Genomic DNA, 24,709 nt, shown 5'->3' on the forward strand with positions numbered 1-24,709 from the left:
CATACATAAGGAATCATATGATTGGTTTACAGCAAGTATTGAAGTCTTTTGGCTTTGCCTTAGTCGGCACTATGCATCCACGAATGCTGTGGCTTAGTCTACGTCCTTTTTTAATCGTGTCAGTCCTCTGGGGTTGCTTAATTTGGCTGACATGGACTCCAGCCTTAGAGATCCTCAGTATTTTCTTAACAACATCCATATTTACTAGTTGGATTCAAGATGGCTTGATTTGGGCTGGATTTGAAAATGCGCGAGCATGGATTGCCCCATTATTTTTTGTCATGTTGATTATTCCGCTCATCACAATCAGCTTGCTAGTATTTATCGCCTTTTCGACTGTTCCAGCGATTGTGAATATTGTGGCCAAGCAGGCTGCCTATCAAGATCTAGATTACAAAAGAGGTGGAGGCTTCTTTGGTAGCTTGGTTTATACACTGTGGTCTGCGCTAATTTGTTTGGCTTTAGTGTTGTTGACTTTGCCGGTATGGTGGGTTCCCCCTCTAGTAGCAGTATTGCCCCCATTATTATGGGGTTGGTTGACGATGCGTTTGATGTCTTATGATGTGCTTGCTAATCATGCTAGCTCTGAAGAGCGCGATGTGTTGCTCGAAAAATACCGCTGGTCGCTACTGACAATGGGCATAGTGTCAGGCATGCTTGGGGCTGTCCCTACTTTCTTTTGGGCAACTTCGGCATTAGCTCTCATTTTATTTCCGATTGTGAGTTTTGTAGCACTTTGGATTTACTCTCTTATTTTTGTATTTGCGGCTTTGTGGTTTAGTCATTTTTTATTAGACGCTTTAAAAGAATTAAGGCATGAAGAATTGGCAAAATCACTTACTATAGAAAGTCGTGTAGTTGATATGGAGCTCCCGTACCATGGTTGATGCATTAAAAAAAGTGCTCATTGATGAACCAGCAAAAACATCTCGCCGCTTTGGTTTGATCGTGATTGGTGATGAGATTTTGTCAGGGCGGCGCCAGGATAAACATATGAGTAAGCTGATTGAGTTGCTCAATGAGCGGGGCCTTAGCTTGTCTTGGGCAAAATATGTTGCCGATGATCCCGATCAAATTACAGCAACTCTTAAAGCAAGCTTTGCCAGTGGCGATGTTGTTTTTAGTACCGGGGGAATTGGGGCAACACCAGATGACCACACACGTCAGTGCGCAGCACTTGCATTAGGAACAAAAACACAATTACATCCAACTGCAAAAGAGTTAATTACAGCTCGTATTCAGTCGACGGCAGAAGGAGATCCAATTAAGGCCGATCTCAGTAGGCCTGAGAATCAGCATCGCTTTAAGATGGGTGAGTTTCCGATTGGAAGCGAAATTATTCCTAATCCTTATAACCAAATTCCGGGCTTTCGGATCCAAGAGCATCACTTTGTGCCAGGCTTTCCAGTAATGGCAGCCCCGATGATGGCATGGAGTCTCGATACGCATTACAAAGAACTTTTTCATCAGGAAAACTGGTGTGAGCAAAGCTTCATTGTTCCCAAGGGAATTGAGTCAGCTCTAACCCCTTTAATGGAGCGAATAGAGGCCAGCTTTCCAGGGGTGAAGGTGTTTAGCCTACCTTCAGTGGGTGATGCCTCAAAAGGCGGGGTCTATGCTGAGCGCCATATCGAATTAGGCATTAAAGGTAATGCCAATTTACTGGAGAGCGCCTGGTCTGCTTTGCGGACGGGTACCCAAGAGTTGGGGTATGAAATTCACGATATTACCTAGATCATATTTGCACTATATTGGTGCAAAAATAGGCTTTACTACCTACTAAACAGCTATTTGAGCACTTAAACAGTGCAATAATAGCTGTTCTCACTTGTTTACTTCAGTAAATTACACATATCCATTAGGCATGTTTGGTGCCTGGAATGAACAAGGGTGTATGCCTTAAGTTTGAATTCCGAATTTAGTTAATAGAGGAGATTTGCATGACGAAGACCGTCGCTGATGTGATGAAGTTAGTAAAAGAGAAGGAATGTACTTTCGTTGATTTCCGCTTTGTGGATACAAAGGGTAAAGAACAACACACTACAGTGCCTATTTCCGCCTTTGACGAAGACAAGTTTGAGAATGGTCATGCATTTGACGGTTCCTCTATTGCTGGCTGGAAAGGAATTGAAGCATCCGATATGTTGCTTAAACCAGATCCAACAGCTGCATACATTGATCCATTTTATGAAGAGCCAACTCTGGTCTTGACTTGTGATGTGATCGAGCCTGCTGACGGCAAAGGTTATGACCGTGATCCACGCTCTATTGGAAAACGTGCAGAGGCCTATTTGAAGAGTACAGGTTTAGGAGATACAGCTTACTTTGGTCCAGAGCCAGAGTTCTTTATTTTTGATGGCGTTCGCTGGGGTGCTGACATGCAGGGTTGCTTTGTGAAGATAGATTCCGAGGAGGCTCCATGGTCCTCATCAAAAGTAATCGAAGGCGGTAATACTGGTCATCGTCCAGGTAAGAAGGGTGGTTATTTCCCAGTGGCGCCAGTAGATACATTCCAAGATATGCGTTCTGAAATGTGTTTGATTCTCGAATCATTGGGTATTCCAGTTGAAGTGCATCACCATGAAGTTGCTGGTCAAGGTCAAAACGAATTAGGCACTAAGTTCAGCACATTAGTACAGCGCGCTGACTGGACTATTTGGCAGAAATACGTTGTTCAAAACGTTGCTCATGCTTATGGCAAGACTGCAACCTTTATGCCTAAGCCAGTAGTAGGTGATAACGGATCTGGTATGCACGTTCATCAATCTGTTTGGAAAAATGGTGAGAACTTATTTGCTGGCAATGGTTATGCTGGTTTGTCAGAGTTCGCGCTGTTCTACATTGGCGGCATTATTAAGCATGCTAAAGCGCTCAATGCGATCACCAATCCAGGCACAAACTCATACAAGCGTTTGGTTCCAGGTTTTGAGGCTCCAGTGAAGTTGGCCTACTCAGCACGTAATCGCTCTGCTTCAATTCGTATCCCACACGTTTCTAGTCCTAAGGGTCGTCGAATTGAGACTCGTTTCCCAGATCCATTGGCAAACCCATACTTGGCATTCTCAGCACTCTTGATGGCTGGTTTAGATGGTGTGCAGAATAAGATTCACCCAGGCGAAGCTGCTGATAAGAACTTGTATGACTTGCCACCTGAAGAGGATGCAAAGATCCCAACCGTTTGCGCAAGCCTAGAAGAAGCATTGGCTGCCTTGGAGAAGGATCATGAGTTCTTGACTCGCGGTGGTGTATTTACAGAGTCTATGCTTGATGCCTATATCAATTTGAAGATGGAAGATGTCACACGTTTCCGTATGACAACCCATCCAATCGAATTTGATATGTATTACTCCCTGTAAGCGAAGGAGAGAACTTGAGCGCAGGTCTGTTGCGCAATTCGTTCAAGGGAGCAGCTTCGGCTGCTCCTTTTTTTCCGACATTGCTTGATCAGATGCCAAATGCCATTGTGGTATTTGAGGCAGAAGGCTATCAATTGATTTATGTGAATCCGGCTGCAGAGGCTGCCTTGGATCTCTCACGTAAATCACTTGAGGGTCAATCTGTGCATGATTTATTTGGTGATAACAACGCTTTAAATTCGATGGTTGAGGAGGTTAAGCTTGGCCATGCCGCAGCTCAACGTCAAGAAATGGTGCTGCATTCATTACCCGGCAGTATTCATCAGGACTCTATACCGGCACATGTGGTGATAGCCCCATTGGAGGATCCTTCGCTCATGATGATGGAATGGTTTCCGATTGATCAGCAGTTAAGAAGTGAGCGTGATGAGCGTGTTACGCAGCAAGTAGAGGCAAATAAACAGTTAATGCGTAATTTAGCGCATGAGATTAAAAATCCCTTAGGCGGAATTCGTGGGGCTGCGCAATTATTAGAGTTTGAGTTGCCTGAGAAAGGTTTGCGTGAATACACGCAAGTCATTATTAAAGAGTCAGATCGTTTACAGACTTTAGTGGATCGTTTATTGGCTCCACATCGTAAAGCTCATGTGATGGAGTCCTTTAATCTGCATGAGGCCTTGGAGCGCGTGCGTAGTTTGGTATTAGCAGAATTCCCTAAGGGTCTGCGAATTATTCGGAACTATGACACCAGCTTGCCAGATATTTTGGGTGATCGCGAACAACTCATTCAGGCAGTCCTAAATATTGTGCATAACGCTGCACAAGCGCTTACTGAAGAGATTCTTTTAGGAGCTGCTCAAATCGAACTCAAAACCCGTATCGCAAGATCAGTCACAATATCAAAGCAGCGCTACAAACTCGCTTTGGATCTTCACGTGATTGATAACGGCCCTGGCATTCCAGAAGATATTAGCGAACGCATTTTCTTTCCACTCGTTTCTGGCAGAGAAGGTGGTAGCGGCTTAGGTCTAACCTTAGCGCAAACCTTTGTTCAGCAGCACCAGGGATTTATCGCATGCGATAGTCGCCCTGGACGTACCGATTTTCATATTCAAATTCCATACCGTAGGCAGGAGACAAGCTCATGAAACCAATCTGGATCGTTGACGATGATCAATCCATTCGTTGGGTATTAGAAAAAGCACTAGCGCGTGAGAATATTCCGCATAAAAGCTTTTCTAATCCAAATGATGTACTGAATGCTCTAGATAAAGAGATCCCTCAAGTGTTGATCTCGGATATCCGGATGCCACGTGGAAACGGTTTAGATCTGCTGCAGCATGTTAAAGCCAGTCATCCAAGCTTGCCCGTAATTATCATGACGGCATACTCCGACTTGGATTCAGCGGTTTCCTCTTTTCAGGGTGGTGCGTTTGAGTACCTAACAAAACCCTTTGATGTGGATAAAGCAATTGAACTCATTCATCGGGCAGTGGAGCAAGGAATTCGCAATGAATCTGGCGCTAAAGAACCTGTAGGCTGGCGCCAAGATGCTAGTGAGATTATTGGTCAGGCGCCAGCAATGCAGGAAATTTTCCGTGCGATTGGGCGCTTAGCGCAATCTCATGCGACCGTTCTGATTACAGGTGAATCTGGGACTGGTAAAGAATTGGTTGCCCACGCTTTGCATAAACATAGCCCGCGTGCTAAGGGACCCTTTGTCTCTTTGAGTACCTCTGCAGTACCAAAAGATTTATTAGAATCTGAGCTTTTTGGCCATGAGCGGGGCGCCTTTCCGGGGGCGCTCACATTACGTCGTGGCCGTTTTGAGCAAGCTGATGGAGGTACTTTATTTTTGGGCGAGGTTGCAGATCTCCCTTTCGATTTACAAACTAGATTATTGCGTGCCTTAACAGACGGACATTTTTATCGCATTGGTGGTCAAGATCCCATTAAAGTAAATGTCCGCATCATTGCATCTACGCATCAAAATCTAGAGACACGTGTTGCTTCAGGCGCATTCCGCGAAGATTTATTACATCGTTTAAATGTGATTCGTTTGCGGATGCCTTCTTTACGTGAACGTGGTGAGGATATTCCTGCCTTAGCTAGACACTTCATGCTCATTTGCGCCAAGTCTCTCGGTGTAGATCCCAAGAAACTCTCAGACGAGGTTTTAAAAGAAATCAGCACAATGCCATTTCCAGGTAATGTTCGTCAATTAGAGAACTTATGTCATTGGCTGACGGTAATGACGCCTGCCAATGTAATTGGACTAAGCGATTTACCTGCTGACATTGTTGCCGAGGCCAGTGCGCCTACTCTTATTTTGCATGGTGAATCTTCTCCTGAAAATCTCATAGGAGTTAAAGCTACAGCTAGTGATTGGGAGAGTGGTCTTGGCCGTTTGGCGGCTAAAATGCTGCAAGATGGCGATCAAGAGGTGTACGATGCTCTGAGTGCTCGTTTTGAAAAAGCAGTTTTACAGGCTGCACTTGAAGTGACGCGCGGACGCAGAGTGGAGGCGGCTCAACGATTAGGCATTGGTCGTAATACCATTACTCGTAAGCTGCAGGAGCTTGGGATAGATGACTGATTCAATCCGAATTGCTGCATGGAATGTAAACTCTTTAAAAGTTCGCCTTCCACATGTGCTTCGTTGGTTGCAAGATCAAGAGCAAAAGAAACAGCCCATTGATGCTCTTTGCTTGCAAGAGCTTAAGTTGATAGATGATAAGTATCCCCACCCAGAGCTAGAGGCTGCTGGCTACCTTAGTCTAGCTGCTGGACAAAAGACCTATAACGGCGTTGCCATTATTGTTCGTAAAGCTGCTTTAGCCCCAATTACATCAGATGCGAGTACCACTTTTCTCAATCCCATTAGAAATATTCCAGGTAACAATGATGAGCAGCAACGCATCTTGGCAGCAACAATTCCTTTTGCAGGGATAAAGCCTATCAGGCTAATTTCAGCTTACTTCCCAAATGGACAGTTGCCTGAAAGCGATAAGTTTGTCTATAAACTCAATTGGCTCAGTGCCCTACAAAAATGGTTAGCACTTGAGTTGCAACAGAATCCTCGTTTAGCCCTCTTAGGCGACTTCAATATTGCACCAGCCGATGCAGATGTTCATGATCCTAAGGCATGGGAAGGCCAGAACCTTGTTTCTCCAGCAGAAAGAAGCGCATTCCAAGAATTGCTAGGGCTTGGGCTTTATGATTCCTTTAGGATGTTTGAACAAGCCCCGAAAACATATAGCTGGTGGGATTACCGTATGATGGGTTTTAGAAGAAATGCAGGCATGCGTATTGACCATATTTTACTGAGCGAAGCATTGAAGATTAAATGCCAAGCTAGTACTGTAGATAAAGAGCCAAGAAGTTGGGAGCAACCGTCAGATCATGCCCCTGTCATTGCAACTATTGGTCAGTAAACTATTAATCTCATTCAGAGGGAATTTATTATGAAACTCAGCAAGTTATTTTTTACAGTGGGATTACTCTTTATCGGTATTAATGCATTTGCATTAACTCATATAGATGGCCAAGTGCCTTATGAAGATATTGACGCTACACCCATTATGATTTTAGGCGCGCCCAAGACTACCTTAGGTCAAGATTTTAAGTATCCAGCTGGGCAACCGCTTATCAAGGCTTTTAATATTGATATTCCAGTAGGCAAGCAAACTAGTCTTCATAAACATCTCATTCCCTTATTTGTTTATGTAGTCTCCGGTGATTTAGAGGTCGATTACGGCAGTAAAGGTAAAAAAACTTACAAAGCAGGCACGTCTTTCGTAGAAGCGATTGATTGGTGTCATTTTGGTAAGGTAGCGGGTAAAACGCCAGTCAAAATCATCGGCGTGTATTTGGGAGAACAAACACCAGATCAAATTAAGCCTGATACCTGCGCCAAACCAAATTAAATATTAAGATCTGATAGTGGGCCCTCGTTATAACTATTATTGATAAGATATCAGTGGGGATTGTCAAAACACCATCCAGTGCATGAAATCCCTTTTTGTCTTAAGATTACTCATTATTAAACAATAGACATTTTTTAGGGAATTATTATGTTTGCTAAAACAATACTCAGCGTTCTTGCCCTTGGCATATTGATAGTGGGATTGCTGAAAATTTTCAACGGCGGTGATTATCTTGTCTTTGCCATTGGTATGGTGCTTTATTTTTTGGCATCTGTTTCAAATCCTCTTTGCAAAAAAATAGACAATTAATCTCATGTAACTTGTGCTTACTAAGACAAGCCACCATGTCTTAGTAAGGCATCGATACTAGGTTCACGTCCACGAAAAGCCTTGAAGGATTCGGCGGCCGGGCGACTACCGCCGACCTCCAGAATTTCTTCACGGTAACGTATTCCTGTTTCAAGATCTAGTACGCTACCTGTCAGCTTAGCCGCTTCTTCAAAAGCAGCATAGGCATCGGCAGATAAGACCTCTGCCCATTTGTAGCTGTAGTAGCCAGCAGCATATCCGCCAGCAAAGATATGACTAAACGAGTTAATCCATCTTGAGATCTCTGGCTGGGGAATGATGCTGTACTCAGCAGCAATTTTTCTAGAAACATCGAGGACTGCATGGACTGATGCTTGAGTAGCATCAAAACTTGAATGCAGTCGCCAATCAGTTAAGGACATCACGATTTGACGCAGGGTGGCTAAGCCATTCTGGAAATTCTTAGCAGCGAGCATTTTTTCAAAGAGTTCTCGCGGCAATGGTTTTTCTGTTCCCACATGTGCCGTCATTTTTTCCAGAACTTCCCACTCCCAGCAGAAGTTTTCCATAAATTGACTCGGTAGCTCTACAGCATCCCACTCCACTCCATTAATGCCAGAAACCCCTAGTGCGCCGACTTGAGTAAGCAGGTGGTGAAGGCCATGACCACTTTCATGAAAGAGGGTAATGACATCATCGTGAGTAATGGTTGGTTGACGTAATATGCCATCTACTTTGATGGGCGGGGCAAAATTACACACTAGATAAGCTACTGGAACCTGAATCTCTCCATTGGGAAGTTCTCGGCGACCGCGAGCATCATCCATCCATGCACCACCACGTTTTCCAGGGCGAGCATAAGGATCTAAATAGAAATAGGCCCTTATTTCCCCGGTCAGATTTTTAACAGCAAAGGACTGCACGTCGGCATGCCATGTCGGTAAGTTAGCTGCTTCAATCTTGACACCAAATAAAGTTTGAATCAGCTGGAATAAACCATCCAAGACTTTTGGTAACGGAAAATATTGCTTTAGTTCGTTTTCAGAAAATGAGTATCGAGCCTGCTTTAAGCGCTCAGCGGCATACGCAGTATCCCAAGGCTGCAAGCCATCAGTGAGGCCAAGCTTTGCTTTAGCAAAGTCACAAAGTTCTTGCCAATCTTTTTGGGCAAAAGGCTTTGCTTTGATCGCAAAATTGCTTAAAAAAAGATCTACTTCATCTACGCTGCTAGCCATTTTAGGTGCCAGGCTTAAGGCGGCATAGTTAGTAAAATCAAGCATCTTGGCCTCTTCATCGCGCAGACGTAATTGGTCAAGCATGTTATGAGTATTGTCCCAATCAAGTTTGCCATCTGCATATTGCGGAGCTAACTCAGATGATCGCGTGACATAAGCTTGATACATTAGGCGACGCAGATCACGATTCTCAGAATATTGCATCACTGGGTAGTAAGAGGGGAAATGAAGAGTAAATGCCCAGCCCTGTAAGTCTTTCTGCTCGGCGGTATCAGCAGCAGCAGCTATTACATCTTCTGGTAATCCTGCAAGATCTTCCGAATTGGTAACAAGATGAACAAAGCCATCAGTAGCATCTAAGACATGATCTGAGAATGTTTTACCTAGAATAGCCTGCTCGTCTTGGATTTGTGCAAAGCGGGGTTTTTCCTGATCACTGAGTTCTGCACCACCCAATCGAAAATCTCGCAAAGAGTTTGTAATGACTCTTTGTTGATCGTGGTTTAATTTTTCAAACTCGCTACTCGTATTGAGCTCTTTAAATTTTTGATAGAGCGCTAAGTTCTGCCCTAAGCTAGAAAAAAATGCAGTGACCTCCGGAAGCATTGCTCCATAAGCAGCTCTTAATTCTGGAGTATCAGCAACACTATTGAGATGAGAGATAACACCCCAAGATCTTCCTAATGCTTCGGTTGCATCTTCTAAGGGCTCTACTAGCTCGTCCCAGCTAGATGTTGTCTGGGGATCAGTAGCCTTATTGACAGCATCTTGGGCATGTTTTAGTAAGTGTTCAATTGCAGGGGCAATATGCTCAGGTTTGACCTCTGAATAAAGGGCAATACCGCGACCAAATGCGAGTAAGGGATTATTTTGTAACTGAAGGGGGGTAGGGTTGCTAGATATAGTCATCCCTCTAGCTTACTGGACTGCGAAAACTTTTGCCTAAATCCCCAGTGAAATACCTTAGGGTTTTGCGGCCTTTTCAGCAGCCTCTAAGGTATTCATGAGGAGCATTGTGATTGTCATGGGCCCTACACCGCCAGGAACGGGTGTTATCCATCCTGCAATGTATTTAGCAGTATCAAAATCAACATCTCCACATAGCTTGCCGTCAGGCAGACGGTTGATACCAACATCGATGACTACCGCGCCATTTTTGATCATATCGCCCGAGATCATCTTAGATTTGCCAGTAGCCACTACTAAAATATCTGCATCTTTAGTGTGATGGGCTAAATCACGGGTCTTACTATTGCAAATAGTCACTGTTGCACCAGCTTGAAGCAGCAGCATGGCCATAGGTTTTCCCACAATATTGGATGCGCCCACGATCACAGCGCGTGCCCCACGAATGGGGTACTCAATACTCTCAAGCATCTTCATGCAACCATAAGGAGTGCAAGGCTTGAATTCGGGATGACCAACCATTAAGGCACCAGCATTAGCAATGTGAAAGCCATCAACATCTTTTTGCGGAGCGATCGCCTCGAGTACGCGCTCAGAGGCAATGTGTTCTGGTAATGGTAATTGCACCAAGATGCCATGGATTGAGGGATCTGCATTCAGCGTTGCAATACGGGCTAATAATTCTTCTTCGCCCAACTCAGCTGAGTAGCGTTCTAAAACTGAATGAAAGCCAACATCTTCGCAGGCCTTAACCTTATTGCGTACGTATACCTGGCTAGCTGGGTTATCTCCCACCACAATCACAGCAAGTCCGGGTCTAACTCCTTTTGCTGTAACGATGGCAGCCCTTGCGGCAATTTCTGCGCGAATTTTTTTGGAAAGCAGGTTGCCGTCTAGTAATTGGCCGGGCATAAGGCGGTGTACTCTATAGATTAATTGGGTTGGGGGTCAGATAAGGCCAAGCGGAGTAGGTCGGCTACAGTATTGACATTGAGCTTTTCCATAATATTGGCGCGGTGGGCTTCGACAGTCTTAATCGAGATACCAAGATCATCAGCAATCTGTTTATTTAAACGACCAGCAACAATACGTTCTAATACTTGGCGTTCACGACCGGTTAATTTGCTGAGCAGGCTTTGGGTAATTTTGCGTTGACTAGCTTGTGAGTAATCAATACGCGCTTTGCTGAGCATCCGATCAACAAGGGTACAGAGATCATTTTCTTTAAATGGCTTTTCAATAAAATCTACCGCACCCCGTTTCATAGTTGAAACCGCCATAGAGACGTCACCATGTCCGGTAATGAATGCGACCGGCATTGGAAGATTCTCGCTAATCAATCGCTCTTGTAATTCCAGGCCTGACATTCCTGGCATTCGCACATCTAAGATAGCGCAAGAGATAGTTGATTTATCGGTGCTTTGTAAGGATTGTAAAAAGCGTTCAGCGCTGGCATGACAACGAACAACATAGCCATTGCTTTCGAGAAGCCAGGTGAGGGAATCACGAACAGCTTCATCATCATCTACGACGTATACCACTTCAGCTTGAGTGGGTTTGCTAGCAGCGCTTAAGTTCATATCAGTTCTCTCGAAGCCATTCAATTATTAAAGCGATAAACCATTTTCCTTGGAATCAGGAGACTCTAGGGGTAGTAGTATTGTAAAGGTGCAGCCAGCTAGCTTGGTTTGTTCAGAATCCATGATGTTTTTGGCCCAAAGGCGCCCATGGTGGGATTCTACGATGGATCGGCAGATATTCAAGCCCATTCCCATACCATCAGATTTAGTGCTGAAAAATGGCTGAAATATATGCTGGTTGACGGACTCAGCAATACCACCCCCACTATCGGTCACCTGGATTCTGAGCATCGCTGGGAAGATGCTGGTGTCCAAATCTGCGCTGATTTTAAGGGGAGGGGCTGTCCAGCGCGAGGAAAGCGGATAAGCCTCTCTGATGCTGTCAAGACCATTTTTGAGAAGATTCACTAGGACTTGAAGGATTAATACAGGGTCTAGATCCACTTCCGGAAGATCTTCAGCAATTTCAGAGTGAATACTGAGGCGATGGCGATGGGCTTCAATTTCAACTAAACCTACTGCATCGTTGATGATGTCCTTAATGGCGCTCGCTTTTCTTTGTGGTTCACTGCGTTTCACAAAGCCTCGAATTCGCTGAATAATGGTGCCTGCTCGATGGGCTTGATCGGATGCTTTTTCAAGGGCAGGCAGGATCTCTTTAGTAATCATTGGATCATGATGACCCTCAAGACGTTTAGCTACCCCCATGCAGTAATTGGAAATCGCAGATAAAGGTTGATTTAATTCGTGCGCAAGTGAAGAAGCCATCTCACCCATTGTGGTGAGGCGGCTAGTAAATTGCATACGCTCTTCTTGCTGGCGATTTAGGTCTTCTGCCTCTTTGCGTTGAGTAATTTCAGTAGCAATAATTAATTGCGCCAGACGTCCGTCTACCCAAGGAATGAAACGTGTCCGTACTTCATACCAGCGATTGCTGCCATCGCTTAGTTCAATCTCTTCTGCCTCTGACTCTTGGTATAAAAATGGGGTTGGTATTCCTGGCGAGGAATCATTTAAATCTTCGGCAACATCACGTAAGGTTTGAATATTAGCTTCATTGCCACCTAGCAGAAAGTGTCCTTTAGAGTCTTCGCCAAACTTTTCACGATAGAAGCGATTGGCAAATAGCAGGCGATCGGCCTCTAAATCAACCACAGAAACCGCAGCATCTAGACCCTCTAATACTGTAGTGAAGCGCTCCTGTGAGGCAGCTAACTCTTCCCGAATTTTTTTTGGTTCTGAGATATCAATCAAAGAAGTCACCCAGCCAGTTTGTTTGCCCTTTTCATTAATTAAGGGTGAAATAAATGTGCGCGTCTGAATTAAGGTGCCGTCTTTTCTCAAAATAGCACCTTCAATACCAGTTTTGACCCCCTCTGTAGTCAGTGCGCGGTTCATTTTTTCAACGAGCTCATCCTTTCTGTTATCAGGCCAAAATGGAAAGGGTGGTGCAAGGCCTATTAACTCTTTTGATGTCCAGTTCGTCATTTCACAAAAAGCGCGATTGACATAGGTAATGCGTTTTTCCATATCGTGCGCTCGAATCCCAACCGGCGTAGAATTTTCCATGGCATTACGAAAACTGGTTTCTGTCCGTAAATTTGCTTCAGCTTCTTGGCGAACTTGCATTTGTTTTAAGACGGACCACAGACTCCAAATGACGAACGCACACAAACCTAAAACAACCCCAATGAGCATCCTAAATGTGAGATTAGTGGGGGGCGGATAAGTATCGATTCGCAAGATCAAGTTGGGGCTAAGTACGCCCATATCCAAACTCGTTTGATTACTAAAGGCCCGCTTAGGCGTATCTCGATCAGATGAGATCGCTAAAAGTTGTTCGTTATCTGTTAATAGAGTAAATCGATACTGGCCTTTGAGTTCAACAGGTATGACATCTAAAATACCTTGAGTTGTATACAGTGCAGCAAGATAGCCATTGATCTCGCCCCCAGAAATATTGGGAACAACTTGCCAAAAAACATTTTTTCTTTCCCTTGTCAATGGTTCCTCGTTGGAGAGACTCAGGGAGATAAATTGACTAAAGGCAGCTCTGTTAGTGATGAGACTGAGCTCCAAGGTTTTCTTTAGTTCAGCGTTAATAGCAGGGGCGATCTGACTGCGATTAATCCAATCAATCTTCTCGGGAGTTGACGGCACAATCCACTGTCGTTCACTATTTGTGTCAAGCCAGATGACTCTGACAATTTCATGATTATTAGTAACCAGTTCATTTGCTTGCTCATACGCTATTTGCTTAAATTTGGCTTGGTCACTTGTTGCCGCAATTTCGCGGTTAATGGTCATCAGCACATCAGTATTGTTTGTAAAGCGCAACTGTATGCGTTGCTTAGCGATAGAAAGTTCACGGAATAAAGCAGATTCTTGTTGCTTTATTTCTTGCAACTGCAAGGTGCCAAGGATGATGCCCATAACACCCGTAAACAGCAAAATTGCTACAAGGGGGGTGTACACCAGTCTGAAGCCCCGAATTTTACGGAGCCATTTGATTGGATTAAGACGCCAGATAGAGAATGCTGAAAATTTCATGAATGAGGGTCATTTTGCCTGATTCAATACTAAAAACCGTCTTTCAGGTCGCCATCATTGATTTAATATGCAATGCAACATAATCCCACATTATGAGAAATACTATCATTATGTGGGAAATTACTTGTTTACGCCCACATACTTTCCTAAAATACTAGCTATAGAGTTCATTACTAATGCAACAGAATCTCACGGAGGCAGTATGGCAGCAATTCCAGAACAGATCTTAGGTAAGACCAGCCCACATGATGCTGATCCTGTTGAGACGCAAGAATGGTTGCAAGCGCTCGATGGCGTGATTCATAACGAGGGCCCTGAGAGAGCTGCTTATTTAATTGACCAACAGATTTCTCATGCTCGTGTAAATGGTGTTGTTCAACCATTCCATGCTGAGACACCCTATATCAATACCATTCCTGTTGAGAATCAGGCCCGTTTACCTGGCGATCAAAATGTGGAACATCGTATTCGTTCTTACACACGCTGGAATGCAATGGCAATGGTATTACATGCCAATAAAGATACCAACGTTGGCGGTCATATTTCGTCATTCCAATCTGCGGCAACTTTATATGATGTTGGCTTTAATCACTTTTGGCATGCGCCATCCCCGGCTCATGGAGGTGATCTGATTTTTGTACAAGGACACTCAGCACCTGGTGTCTATGCACGTGCTTATATGCTTGGACGTTTAAGTGATGAGCAGTTGAATCATTTCCGTCAAGAAGTGGGTGGTAAGGGGATCTCTAGTTATCCTCATCCATGGTTGATGCCAGATTTTTGGCAATTTCCAACGGTCTCCATGGGTCTAGGCCCCATCATGGCGATTTATCAAGCGCGCTTTATGCTTTATTTGCGTGATCGTGGTTTTATTAAAGATGAAGGTCGTAAGGTTTGGGCATTTTTAGGTGATGGTGAGACTGACGAGCCAGAGTCACTCGGTGCCATTGGTATGGCCGGCCGTGAAAAGTTAGATAACCTCATTTTTGTTGTGAATTGCAACTTACAACGCTTAGACGGACCAGTGCGTGGCAACGGAAAAATTATTCAAGAGCTAGAGAGTGAGTTCCGTGGTTCAGGCTGGAATGTTATCAAGGTGGTATGGGGTGGACAATGGGACGCCTTATTTGCTCGAGATAAAAAAGGGATCTTGATGCAACGTCTTGGCGAGATTGTCGACGGTCAGTATCAGACAATGAAATCGAAAAATGGTGCTTATGTTCGTGAGACTGTATTTAATACACCAGAACTCAAAGCATTAGTGAGCGATTGGAGTGATGAAGAGATTTGGCAACTCAATCGTGGCGGTCATGATCCGCATAAGGTCTATGCAGCATTTCACTCCGCTGTAAATCATAAAGACCAGCCTACCGTTATTTTGGCTCACACCATCAAAGGTTATGGCATGGGTGGATCTGGGGAAGCAATGAATATTGCTCACCAGGCAAAGAAAATGAATGATGATGATGTTCGTCGCTTCCGTGATCGTTTTGAGATTCCGGTGAAGGATGAACAGCTTGACGATATGCCTTTAGTGAAATTTGCTGATGGCAGTCCTGAGCTTGAGTATATGAAGGCACGCCGCCAGGAATTGGGTGGCTATTTACCGCAACGTCGCCTTAAAGCGGAAAGCTTGCCTGTGCCTACATTGGAAACTTTTGCAGCATTACTAGAAGCAACCACTGAAGGTCGTGAGATTTCTACTACGATGGCTTTTGTGCGGATTCTCAATACCGTTGTACGTGATAAGACTATTGGTAAGCGTGTGGTACCGATTGTTCCAGATGAATCTCGTACCTTTGGCATGGAGGGTATGTTCCGTCAGCTTGGTATCTGGAATCAGTTAGGGCAGTTGTATACCCCTGAAGACCACGATCAACTGATGTTCTATAAAGAAGATAAGAGCGGCCAGATTTTGCAAGAAGGTATTAATGAAGCGGGTGGTATGTGCGACTGGATTGCAGCTGCTACTGCCTATTCGACGCATGGCGTGCCGATGCTCCCTTTTTATATTTTCTATTCGATGTTTGGTTTCCAGCGAATTGGTGACTTAGCGTGGGCTGCGGGTGATATGCGCAGCCGTGGCTTCTTACTAGGCGGCACTGCTGGCAGGACAACGCTCAATGGTGAAGGTTTACAGCACGAAGATGGTCACAGCCATCTTTGGAGCAGTGCAGTGCCTAACTGCATTAGCTATGACCCTACGTTCTCATTTGAACTGGCAGTAGTGATTCAGGATGGCATGCGCCGCATGTTGGAAGTTCAAGAGGATGTGTACTACTACGTCACCTTAATGAATGAAAACTACCCTCATCCTGCAATGCCTAAGGGAGCTGAGAAAGACATCATTAAAGGAATGTATAAGCTGAAATCTGTAGACGATAACAATGCCAAATTACGTGTGCAGCTTCTGGGTTCTGGAACGATTTTCCGTGAAGTCATCGAAGCAGCAGAAATATTGCATCAAGATTGGGGCGTGTCTTCTGATTTATGGGGCTGCCCAAGCTTTACAGAATTAGGGCGCGATTGGAATGCAGTACACCGTAATAACTTGTTGAACCCTAGCGCAACACCTGCGTTATCGCATGTTGAAAAGTGCCTGCAAGATACAACTGGTCCTATCATTACTGCAACCGACTATGTTCGTTTGTTTGCAGAACAAATTCGTCCAGCGATTCAACACATGGGTCGACGCTATGAGGTATTGGGCACTGATGGATTTGGGCGCTCAGATACCCGTGAAAAATTACGTGATTTCTTTGAGGTAGATCGTCGCTGGATAGTACTCACCGCATTAAGAGCCTTGGTTGACTCTGGACAAATGGATCGTCAAAAGCTGGCTGAAGCACTCCAGAAATACGAGATCGACACTACTAAACCAAACCCAATGTTGGTTTAATAAGAGAAAAATACAATGAGTCAAATAATTGAAATCAAAGTCCCCGACATTGGTGACTATAAAGATGTACCAGTCATCGAGGTATTGGTTAAAGTAGGTGACAAGGTCGAGAAAGAGCAATCTATTGTTGTCCTTGAATCAGACAAGGCGACTATGGACATTCCATCATCACACTCTGGTGTTGTGAAGGAAATCAAAGTAAAGGCAGGGGATAATTTATCTCAAGGGTCGGTAGTGATGACGATTGAAGAGGGTGCAGTAGAAAATGCACCAGCTCCAGCCAGCGTGTCGGCTGCACCAGCAGCGCTAACTACACCTCCGCCTCCAGCTGTTGAGCCACCTATTAAAAAGGCTCCAGCTCCTCCTCCCATTAGTAATACTACAGCTGTTGTAGATACAGAACTCAGCCATGCTAGCCCCTCAGCACGCAAATTTGCACGAGAGTTGGGTGTCACTATTACTCAGGTAAAAGGATCAGGCCCTAAGGGACGCATTACTCAAGAAGACGTACAAGCATTTGTAAAAGCTGCCATGAGTGGTGGTGCTGGTAATACAGCGGCAGCATCGAGTGGTGGCAGTCTGGGTGGCCTGAATTTAATTCCATGGCCAAAAGTCGATTTTACAAAGTTTGGTGAGATTGAGCGTCAGCCTTTAAGCCGTATCAAGAAGCTCACTGCTGCAAATTTAGCTCGTAACTGGGTGATGATTCCGGCTGTGACTTATCACGATGATGCTGATATTACAGAGCTTGAAGAATTCCGCGTGCTGACCAACAAGGAAAATGAGAAGAAGGGTGTCAAAATTACGATGCTGGCCTTCTTGATGAAGGCAACTGTTGCTGCCTTAAAGAAATATCCTGAGTTCAATAGTTCATTAGATGGTGATGAATTGATTCTCAAGAAATATTTCAATATTGGTTTTGCGGCTGATACACCTTCAGGTTTAGTGGTGCCTGTCATTAAAGATGCTGATCAAAAAGGTATTTATGAAATTGCCAAGGAAACTTCCGAGCTAGCGGCTTTAGCTCGTGACGGCAAGTTAAAACCAGATCAGATGCAAGGCGCAAGCTTTACGATCTCTTCTTTGGGTGGAATTGGTGGAACCAGCTTCTCACCAATCGTCAATGCGCCTGAAGTCGCCATTTTGGGAGTCAGTAAAGCGGCCATGAAGCCAGTTTGGGATGGCAAGCAATTTGTCCCACGCTTAATTTGCCCACTGTCTTTATCGGCTGATCATCGCGTGATTGATGGGGCTTTAGCTACTCGCTTTACTGTTTACATTGCTCAGCTATTGGCCGACTTCCGTCGCGCCAGTCTGTAAGGGGGATTTATGGCTAAGCAAGTCATTCTGGTTCCAGATATTGGCGATTATAAAGATATACCAGTCATAGAGGTATTGGTCAAAGTAGGCGATACGATTGAAAAAGAGCACCCTTTATTAGTTCTAGAGTCAGATAAGGCGACGATGGAGATCCCTGCTGATACAGCCGGAACAGTTACTAGTATTGCGGTGAAGGCAGGCGATAAAGTTAACAAAGGTTCAGTGATCGCAGAGATCGAAGTGAGCGTTCAAGCAGAAACACCAGCCAGTGTTTCAACATCTACATCGGCACCGATACCTGCGCCAATACCTGCTCCAGTAACCGTCCCTAAGGCTGATCAATACCAAGGCAAGGTTGATCATGAATGTGATGTCTTAGTCTTGGGAGCTGGCCCAGGGGGGTATAGCGCTGCATTTAGAAGCGCTGATCTAGGAATGAATACTGTACTGATTGAGCGCTACGCGACATTAGGTGGTGTTTGTTTAAATGTCGGCTGTATTCCATCTAAAGCTTTGTTACATACCGCAGCGGTGATGGATGAAGTCAAGACGATGGCTAAGCATGGTATTACTTTTGGTGAGCCCAAGATTGAGATCGATCAATTACGTGACTATAAAGAATCTATCATCGCTAAGTTAACAGGCGGTCTTGCTGGCATGGCTAAGATGCGTAAGGTAAAAGTAGTGCGTGGCTTAGGCCGCTTTCTGGATGCTAATCATGTGGAAGTGGATTTAACAGATGGCGCCGGTCAAGATTTGACTGGGCAAAAAGAAGTGCTACGTTTTCAGAAGGCCATCATTGCTGCCGGTAGTCAACCTGTGAAATTACCTTTTCTTCCAGAGGATCCACGAATTGTTGACAGTACTGGCGCCTTATTACTCAAGAGCATTCCAAAGCGGATGCTGGTGATTGGCGGTGGCATTATTGGTTTAGAGATGGCTACCGTCTATAGCACGCTTGGTTCGCGCATTGATATTGTTGAGATGTTGGATGGTCTGATGGCTGGTGCTGATCGTGACCTGGAAAAAGTCTGGGAGAAGTTTAATGCCGGTCGTTTTGAAAAAATCATGCTCAAAACTCGCGCAGCAAAAGCGGAAGTAAAACCTGATGGCATTCAAGTGAGCTTTGAAGGTGAGAATGCACCTGCAGAGCCTCAAATCTATGACTTAGTGTTAGTCGCTGTTGGCCGTATTCCAAATGGCAAGAAAGTTGATGCTGGTAAAGCAGGCGTTCAAGTAGATGAGCGTGGCTTTATTTCAGTAGACAATCAAATGCGAACAAACGTCCCCAATATCTTTGCGATTGGTGATTTAGTCGGTCAACCGATGTTGGCCCACAAAGCAGTTCATGAGGGTCATGTGGCTGCAGAGGCAGCCGCTGGGCAGAAGTCATACTTTGATGCCAAGCAAATTCCATCGGTAGCCTATACCGATCCTGAGGTTGCATGGGCAGGCTTAACAGAGGAGCAGTGCAAAGCGCAAGGTATCGCCTATGAAAAAGGTTTATTTCCATGGGCTGCGAGCGGACGTGCGATTGCCAATGGACGCGACGAAGGTTTTACTAAATTAATCTTTGATGCAACAACCCATCGCATTATTGGCGGCGGCATTGTAGGCACCCACGCTGGAGATTTAATTGGGGAGGTTTGCCTTGCAATTGAAATGGGTGCCGATGCAATCGATATGGGTAAAACCATTCACCCGCATCCCACGCTAGGGGAATCAGTTGGCCTTGCAGCAGAAGCAGCGCATGGTCACTGTACCGATTTGCCTCCAGTAAAGAAGAAATCGTAAGGCTTCTGAGTTCTTCAAGTACTCCAGTACAAAATAAATAGCCCCAAATCATCGGGGCTTTTTTATTTGAGATAAAAGCGCTACTTATTTCTTTTTTTATTTCTTCTTAGCAGCCTTGTTCTTAGATTGCGCTTTTTTGATCACAGTATCCGTAGCGCTAGTCAAATTACTTTGCACAACTTCTACTGCATGTTTCACTGCCTTTTGACTGGTTTCAAAAACATTACCAGCAGAAGCGATAGCATGCTTCATCGTTTGAACAGCAGTATCGGATCCTGCTGGAGCATTTTTGGTCCAGTCTTCAACCAAGGCATTCATTTTCTTTTGACCATCTTGAAATTCTTTTTCGGCAGATTGCGTAAAGCTTACTTGTGTTTCATGCGCTAAATCATACAAATGACGGCTATAAGCCATGATTTTTTCTGCCATGGGCTTAACTGCTTCTGCTTGATGGGCGAGAAGTTGCTGAATATCTTTCACCTCTAAAGCCTTCTTGGCACTATTCATGCTATCGCTCAGACTTTGCTTCGCAATCTGCATATTCAGTTCAACTAATTTCTCGATACTTTGAAGTGCTTGATTTGTGAGGCCGCTCAAGGTTTCTAAATTCGCTTTTCGTGCAGCTGCAATTTGCTCTGGCGTTAGATTCATGTCAACCCTTTTTGATTGGACTTCGCATTTCTTTGTACTCTGACGATGTCAGTAAGTAAATCAGTTACTGCCAATTGTAAAACAATGATATTGCGATGCAGCAAAATATGAGTCCTAAGAAGGATGCAGGACTTTAAAGAGCTTCAATCATAAATAAGCCTAAAATTGATGATTAGATGAAAAAATCTCAATCATTTCAGTAAGTTATCTATGAAGCTTGATTTAGAACTTGCTATTGCCACCATATTTGTCCTCATTTGGAGCACTGGCTTTGTGATCGCGCGGCTTGCGATGCCTTATGTGGAGCCGGCAACTTTCCTGTTTTGGCGTTGCATCGGTGTTCTCGCAGCCATGGCGGCACTTAGTTTGTTTTGGCGTATTACCTGGCCAAGTTGGTCACAGACTAAGCATATTGCGGTTGCTGGAACATTACTGCAGTTTGGCTATTTATTAGGCGTTTACTTTGCTGTCCATTTGGGTATGGGGGCAGGTTTAGCAGCCATTATTGTTGGTCTGCAACCCATTTTGACTGCTTGGTTTGCTGCATGGGTATCAGAACAGATTTCGCCACGTCAATGGATTGGGTTAGGGTTTGGCTTTGCAGGTGTTGCTTTAGTAGTGCTGGAGAAAATAACTTTCGTCCATATTCCAATTGTCAGCTATGTATTGGCTTTTATCGCATTACTCTCGATTACTTTTGGAACGCTTTATCAGAAAAAATATTGTCCGGTATTTGATCTGCGGGCAGGCTCCTCGATTCAATTCGGTATCTCAGCAGTTCTTTGCTTTATTTTCATGTATTTCTTTGAGACAGGCGTGATGGTTTGGAATCCCTCTGTGATTGGTGCTTTACTATGGGCAATCTTTCCTATATCCATTGGCTCAATTAGCTTACTATTTATAATGATTCGTAAGGGGGCTGCAACCAAAGTAACAAGCTTTCTCTATTTGGTTCCACCAACAACGGCAATCATGGCATGGATCTTATTTGATGAACCTTTTACAGCCTTGATGGCTGTTGGATTAGGTCTGACAATGACAGGTGTCGTTTTAGTCAATATGGGACAGAGAAATGCTATTGCGACAATTGCAGAGTAGGCATTGGTCTAATGTCCAGGATGGGGCGAATAAATCGTACTCTTTTTTGAAAATTAATTATCATTCCATATGTTGAAATTTTTCGAAGGTAATCTGGGATGCATGTGAACCGACTTTGGTCCTTTGTGTTGCTAGTCATATTTACATTTGGCCTCCCGGTACATTCTTCTGCATTTGCTGCTGGTAAAGATAAAGACAAGCAGAGCAAAAGAACTAAAGTCGTTATTAAATCGAACAAAAACCCTAAATCAGTTCGCGTTACCGTTACTCGTTCAAATGAGCCTGCTGCTCCTGCAAGACCATCACTTGCCTCAGCATTGGGAATGCGCGGTCAACATGATGATCTCAATCTGAAGTCAAGCGTCGCGATGGTTGTAAACCAAGATACCAAAGAGGTTTACTTTGAAAAGAATTCTTCTGTTAGCTTGCCGATTGCCTCGATTACTAAACTGATGACGGCAATGGTCGTCTTAGATTCCAAATTGCCTTTAGATGAGTCATTGGTCATTAATGCGGATGATGTGAACAGTTACCGCAGCTCTCGCCTTGCTGGTGGTACTGTATTAACACGCGAAGAGGCGCTACTGCTATCTTTAATGTCCTCTGAAAACCGTGCTGCATATACCTTAGGCCGTAACTATCCTGGTGGAATGAAAGCTTTTATTAACGCCATGAACCGCAAAGCAAGTGAATTGGGGATGGAGCATTCACGCTTTACAGATCCAACAGGTCTTATGAGTGAAAACGTTGCCTCAGCCGAAGATCTCACTCGCCTAGTGAGTGCAGCGTATCAATATAAAATGATTCGAGAGTTCTCGACCTGGCCAGATCTCACTATGATGATCGCAAAGCGACCACAAAAATTCTTGAACACGAATCGTTTAGTGCGAGCGGGGGATATGAATATTGGCTTACAAAAGACGGGTTTTATCAATGCTGCCGGTAAATGTCTTGTAATGCAGGCAAGAGTGAATAACACTCCATTGCTATTGGTGTTCTTAGACTCTGTTGGTACGCAATCTCGATTTGCTGATGCAGTGCGTGTGCGTGATTGGTATGAGCGTATGCCCGAGGGAACACAAGCTATCCGTCGCTTAATGTAAGACTATGCAGTGCATTAACCAGCCTGACTACTGGTAGTCGATTCGTTAGTTTTGGGTTTATAGCCCATCCCTTTGGAGATTTGGAGCGCAGTTTCTTGTAGGGCCTTCAACCAATCTGCTTGCATACGGTCTGTTGGAGAGCTTAACGAAAGGCCAGCAACTAATTTTCCGCTGTCATCTAAGATGGCGGCAGCAAAACAGCTAACGCCTAGCTCTAATTCTTCATCATCGCGGGAGTTACCCACTTTTCTGACTTGATTTAGCTCTGCCTCGAGCTTATGCAAGTCTGTGATGCTATTTTTGGTATGTCCTGATAAGCCGGTTCGAGTGACATAGGCTCGTACTTGATTTGTATCATCGCTCGCTAAGAAAAGCTTGCCTACCGATGTGAGATGCAAGGGCGCTCGACCTCCAATAGCCCGCACCACCTGCATACCAGAGCGTTCACTATAAGCTCGATCAATATAGACAATCTCATCCCCTTGACGTACCGATAAATTAACCGTTTCTCCAGTTAATTTATGTAGTGTCCGCATGGGTACCTGGGCTGCTTCCCGAACAGATAAACGCGCCTTAACAAGGTTACCTAACTCTAGGAGCTTGAGGCCAAGTCGATAGGTACCGCCATCACCTCGCTCAACCAATCGGCAGGCCACCATATCGTTGAGGATGCGATGTGCTGTGGAGGGGTGTAGGCCAGTTTGTTCTGCCATCAGCTTGAGGCTACTTGACTCTTCTTGCTCAGCGAGCGCATCGAGTAAATTCATCATGCGCTCAACTACCTGAATGGCTGTTTTACCAACTTCACCAGTATTTTTTGGGGGTTTTACGGTCTTGCTCGGGCTCATAAACTCATTGTAGCGATTTCATAGCAGATTGCATATTATGAAATGGGATTTTACAAAAACCCTCGATCCACCCTCAAAAAGTGCCTTAGAGCCCTAGCGACGAAGGGCCTGAGCACACTCGCTAACCAGCTCTGGGCCTTTATAAATGAGGCCGCTATAGAGTTGAACCAAACTTGCCCCTGCCATGACTTTTTCACGGGCATCGGCACCAGAAAGGATTCCGCCAACTCCGATGATGGGGAGAGCATCACCTAGTTTTGCCTTCAATATCTGAATGATCTTGCTAGAGGCTGCACCAAGAGGGGCGCCAGAGAGGCCGCCTGCCTCGTTACTGTATTCCATGCCTTGTACTGTTTCGCGTGAGATGGTGGTGTTGGTTGCAATGACAGCATCTATTCCAAACTCCAATAAAAGATCAGCGATGAGATGCAGATCTTCTTGATCTAAATCGGGAGCAATTTTGAGGAATAGCGGTTTATGAACACCATATTGATCGCTTAATTTTTTACGTTCTTCGCTCAGGTCATGGAGTAAAGAACGCAACATTTCTTCACTTTGTAAGGAGCGAAGATGTTGAGTGTTCGGGGAGGAGATGTTAACGGTGATGTAAGAAGCAATCTCATAGACAGCAGCCATCGCAAAAATATAATCTTGTGACGCTTGATCAATCGGAGTGCTCGCATTCTTACCGATGTTAAGACCTATTACGCCACCATTTTGCCAATATTGGGACTTGCGTACCCGAGCAACGCAGGCATCCACACCATCATTATTAAATCCCATACGATTGATCAGACCCTGTGCTTGGGGTAGGCGAAACATGCGAGGCTTTGGATTGCCAGCTTGAGCACGCGGGGTAACAGTACCTATCTCCAGAAAACCAAAACCTAAGGCAGCCAAGGAATCAATATGTTTTCCATCTTTATCAAGACCAGCAGCCAGCCCAACAGGATTAGGAAATTGAATTCCACAGAGTGTATGGGGATCTGCAATCGGTTTTGTGACAATGTATTGCAGCATCCCCCAGCGCTGAGCCCGATCTAGATTGCTGAGTGTCAGGTTATGTGCTTGTTCAGGATCTAGATAAAAGAGCCAAGGACGCAAAAGGGGATAAGGATCAATCATGGGTAGAGA

General features: G+C 44.7%; 20 protein-coding genes. 13 read left to right on the plus strand and 7 right to left on the minus strand.

The features are described 5' to 3' along the window. The first annotated feature begins 17 nt into the window (after window positions 1–17). From ABWP14_RS03035 to ABWP14_RS03070, 8 genes are all read left to right on the plus strand, one after another. Window positions 18–887, plus strand: coding sequence for an EI24 domain-containing protein (locus ABWP14_RS03035; protein WP_353201506.1), 870 nt, complete (start codon window positions 18–20; stop codon window positions 885–887). Then, window positions 880–1,734 (plus strand): competence/damage-inducible protein A, encoded by an 855-nt coding sequence (locus ABWP14_RS03040; RefSeq protein WP_353201507.1) that lies wholly within the window; start codon window positions 880–882, stop codon window positions 1,732–1,734. Before ABWP14_RS03035 ends, ABWP14_RS03040 begins: the two co-directional genes overlap by 8 nt. A gap of 206 nt (window positions 1,735–1,940) precedes the next feature. After that, window positions 1,941–3,356, plus strand: coding sequence for a type I glutamate--ammonia ligase (glnA, locus tag ABWP14_RS03045; protein ID WP_353201508.1), 1,416 nt, complete (start codon window positions 1,941–1,943; stop codon window positions 3,354–3,356). Window positions 3,357–3,382: 26 nt separating this feature from the next. Continuing rightward, entirely contained in the window at window positions 3,383–4,504 is a 1,122-nt protein-coding gene (gene glnL / locus ABWP14_RS03050; RefSeq protein WP_353201625.1) for a nitrogen regulation protein NR(II), read from the plus strand. Then, a complete protein-coding gene (gene ntrC, locus ABWP14_RS03055) occupies window positions 4,501–5,952 on the plus strand; it encodes a nitrogen regulation protein NR(I) (RefSeq protein ID WP_353201509.1) in 1,452 nt (483 codons plus the stop codon). Before glnL ends, ntrC begins: the two co-directional genes overlap by 4 nt. Before the next feature lie 4 nt (window positions 5,953–5,956). Continuing rightward, the gene (gene xth, locus ABWP14_RS03060; protein ID WP_353201626.1) at window positions 5,957–6,790 is read left to right on the plus strand and encodes an exodeoxyribonuclease III; all 834 of its coding nucleotides are present in this window, start codon (window positions 5,957–5,959) and stop codon (window positions 6,788–6,790) included. A 30-nt stretch (window positions 6,791–6,820) separates the two neighbouring features. Continuing rightward, window positions 6,821–7,282, plus strand: a complete 462-nt coding sequence (locus ABWP14_RS03065; RefSeq protein WP_353201510.1) for a cupin domain-containing protein — start codon at window positions 6,821–6,823, stop codon at window positions 7,280–7,282. A gap of 147 nt (window positions 7,283–7,429) precedes the next feature. After that, on the plus strand, window positions 7,430–7,591 hold the full coding sequence (locus ABWP14_RS03070) for a hypothetical protein (protein WP_353201511.1): 162 nt from the start codon (window positions 7,430–7,432) through the stop codon (window positions 7,589–7,591). Between the two features lie 20 nt (window positions 7,592–7,611). Here the strand turns inward: ABWP14_RS03070 and ABWP14_RS03075 are convergent, their stop codons facing one another. From ABWP14_RS03075 to ABWP14_RS03090, 4 genes are read right to left on the minus strand one after another with little or no spacing between them, the layout of a single operon-like run. Next, window positions 7,612–9,735, minus strand: a complete 2,124-nt coding sequence (locus ABWP14_RS03075; RefSeq protein WP_353201512.1) for a M3 family metallopeptidase — start codon at window positions 9,733–9,735, stop codon at window positions 7,612–7,614. A gap of 54 nt (window positions 9,736–9,789) precedes the next feature. Further along, the gene (gene folD, locus ABWP14_RS03080; RefSeq protein WP_353201513.1) at window positions 9,790–10,644 is read right to left on the minus strand and encodes a bifunctional methylenetetrahydrofolate dehydrogenase/methenyltetrahydrofolate cyclohydrolase FolD; all 855 of its coding nucleotides are present in this window, start codon (window positions 10,642–10,644) and stop codon (window positions 9,790–9,792) included. Between the two features lie 20 nt (window positions 10,645–10,664). Continuing rightward, entirely contained in the window at window positions 10,665–11,312 is a 648-nt protein-coding gene (locus ABWP14_RS03085) for a response regulator transcription factor (RefSeq protein WP_353201514.1), read from the minus strand. 27 nt (window positions 11,313–11,339) lie between these two features. Beyond that, the gene (locus ABWP14_RS03090; protein ID WP_353201515.1) at window positions 11,340–13,862 is read right to left on the minus strand and encodes a PAS domain-containing sensor histidine kinase; all 2,523 of its coding nucleotides are present in this window, start codon (window positions 13,860–13,862) and stop codon (window positions 11,340–11,342) included. A 202-nt stretch (window positions 13,863–14,064) separates the two neighbouring features. Between ABWP14_RS03090 and aceE the strand changes: the two genes are divergently transcribed. The 3 genes from aceE to lpdA are packed head-to-tail and all read left to right on the plus strand — an operon-like array spanning window position 14,065 to window position 19,875. Continuing rightward, on the plus strand, window positions 14,065–16,761 hold the full coding sequence (gene aceE, locus ABWP14_RS03095) for a pyruvate dehydrogenase (acetyl-transferring), homodimeric type (RefSeq protein WP_353201516.1): 2,697 nt from the start codon (window positions 14,065–14,067) through the stop codon (window positions 16,759–16,761). Window positions 16,762–16,776: 15 nt separating this feature from the next. After that, window positions 16,777–18,081: a dihydrolipoyllysine-residue acetyltransferase gene (gene aceF, locus ABWP14_RS03100; RefSeq protein ID WP_353201517.1), complete on the plus strand. Its 1,305-nt coding sequence runs from the start codon at window positions 16,777–16,779 to the stop codon at window positions 18,079–18,081. A 9-nt stretch (window positions 18,082–18,090) separates the two neighbouring features. After that, entirely contained in the window at window positions 18,091–19,875 is a 1,785-nt protein-coding gene (lpdA, locus tag ABWP14_RS03105; protein WP_353201518.1) for a dihydrolipoyl dehydrogenase, read from the plus strand. Between the two features lie 96 nt (window positions 19,876–19,971). On the opposite strand, the gene ABWP14_RS03110 is transcribed toward lpdA, so the two are convergent. After that, window positions 19,972–20,526 carry a phasin family protein gene (locus tag ABWP14_RS03110; protein WP_353201519.1) on the minus strand — a complete coding sequence of 185 codons (555 nt, stop codon included), beginning with the start codon at window positions 20,524–20,526 and terminating at the stop codon, window positions 19,972–19,974. 210 nt (window positions 20,527–20,736) lie between these two features. On the opposite strand from ABWP14_RS03110, the gene ABWP14_RS03115 reads away from it, so the two are divergent. Then, window positions 20,737–21,624: a DMT family transporter gene (locus tag ABWP14_RS03115; protein ID WP_353201520.1), complete on the plus strand. Its 888-nt coding sequence runs from the start codon at window positions 20,737–20,739 to the stop codon at window positions 21,622–21,624. A 98-nt stretch (window positions 21,625–21,722) separates the two neighbouring features. Beyond that, entirely contained in the window at window positions 21,723–22,727 is a 1,005-nt protein-coding gene (locus ABWP14_RS03120) for a serine hydrolase (RefSeq protein ID WP_353201521.1), read from the plus strand. A 14-nt stretch (window positions 22,728–22,741) separates the two neighbouring features. On the opposite strand, the gene ABWP14_RS03125 is transcribed toward ABWP14_RS03120, so the two are convergent. Both ABWP14_RS03125 and ABWP14_RS03130 read right to left on the minus strand, forming a co-directional pair. Next, the gene (locus tag ABWP14_RS03125; RefSeq protein ID WP_353201522.1) at window positions 22,742–23,575 is read right to left on the minus strand and encodes an IclR family transcriptional regulator; all 834 of its coding nucleotides are present in this window, start codon (window positions 23,573–23,575) and stop codon (window positions 22,742–22,744) included. Between the two features lie 93 nt (window positions 23,576–23,668). Further along, window positions 23,669–24,700, minus strand: coding sequence for a quinone-dependent dihydroorotate dehydrogenase (locus tag ABWP14_RS03130; RefSeq protein WP_353201523.1), 1,032 nt, complete (start codon window positions 24,698–24,700; stop codon window positions 23,669–23,671). Between the last annotated feature and the right edge of the window lie 9 nt (window positions 24,701–24,709).

Origin of the sequence: Polynucleobacter sp. (genome assembly GCF_040400325.1) — a bacterium.
In the GTDB taxonomy this organism is placed as follows: domain Bacteria; phylum Pseudomonadota; class Gammaproteobacteria; order Burkholderiales; family Burkholderiaceae; genus Polynucleobacter.

What these genes read in the sequence shown, in the direction of transcription:
- ABWP14_RS03125 (WP_353201522.1), bottom strand. Translation starts at nt 23,575, where the DNA reads ATGAGCCCGAGCAAGACCGTAAAACCCCCAAAAAATACTGGTGAAGTT.
- ABWP14_RS03070 (WP_353201511.1), top strand. Translation starts at nt 7,430, where the DNA reads ATGTTTGCTAAAACAATACTCAGCGTTCTTGCCCTTGGCATATTGATA.
- folD (WP_353201513.1), bottom strand. Translation starts at nt 10,644, where the DNA reads ATGCCCGGCCAATTACTAGACGGCAACCTGCTTTCCAAAAAAATTCGC.
- ABWP14_RS03115 (WP_353201520.1), top strand. Translation starts at nt 20,737, where the DNA reads ATGAAGCTTGATTTAGAACTTGCTATTGCCACCATATTTGTCCTCATT.
- ABWP14_RS03040 (WP_353201507.1), top strand. Translation starts at nt 880, where the DNA reads ATGGTTGATGCATTAAAAAAAGTGCTCATTGATGAACCAGCAAAAACA.
- ABWP14_RS03120 (WP_353201521.1), top strand. Translation starts at nt 21,723, where the DNA reads ATGCATGTGAACCGACTTTGGTCCTTTGTGTTGCTAGTCATATTTACA.
- ntrC (WP_353201509.1), top strand. Translation starts at nt 4,501, where the DNA reads ATGAAACCAATCTGGATCGTTGACGATGATCAATCCATTCGTTGGGTA.
- aceE (WP_353201516.1), top strand. Translation starts at nt 14,065, where the DNA reads ATGGCAGCAATTCCAGAACAGATCTTAGGTAAGACCAGCCCACATGAT.
- ABWP14_RS03085 (WP_353201514.1), bottom strand. Translation starts at nt 11,312, where the DNA reads ATGAACTTAAGCGCTGCTAGCAAACCCACTCAAGCTGAAGTGGTATAC.
- ABWP14_RS03130 (WP_353201523.1), bottom strand. Translation starts at nt 24,700, where the DNA reads ATGATTGATCCTTATCCCCTTTTGCGTCCTTGGCTCTTTTATCTAGAT.
- ABWP14_RS03035 (WP_353201506.1), top strand. Translation starts at nt 18, where the DNA reads ATGATTGGTTTACAGCAAGTATTGAAGTCTTTTGGCTTTGCCTTAGTC.
- ABWP14_RS03090 (WP_353201515.1), bottom strand. Translation starts at nt 13,862, where the DNA reads ATGAAATTTTCAGCATTCTCTATCTGGCGTCTTAATCCAATCAAATGG.
- ABWP14_RS03110 (WP_353201519.1), bottom strand. Translation starts at nt 20,526, where the DNA reads ATGAATCTAACGCCAGAGCAAATTGCAGCTGCACGAAAAGCGAATTTA.
- aceF (WP_353201517.1), top strand. Translation starts at nt 16,777, where the DNA reads ATGAGTCAAATAATTGAAATCAAAGTCCCCGACATTGGTGACTATAAA.
- lpdA (WP_353201518.1), top strand. Translation starts at nt 18,091, where the DNA reads ATGGCTAAGCAAGTCATTCTGGTTCCAGATATTGGCGATTATAAAGAT.
- glnA (WP_353201508.1), top strand. Translation starts at nt 1,941, where the DNA reads ATGACGAAGACCGTCGCTGATGTGATGAAGTTAGTAAAAGAGAAGGAA.
- ABWP14_RS03065 (WP_353201510.1), top strand. Translation starts at nt 6,821, where the DNA reads ATGAAACTCAGCAAGTTATTTTTTACAGTGGGATTACTCTTTATCGGT.
- ABWP14_RS03075 (WP_353201512.1), bottom strand. Translation starts at nt 9,735, where the DNA reads ATGACTATATCTAGCAACCCTACCCCCCTTCAGTTACAAAATAATCCC.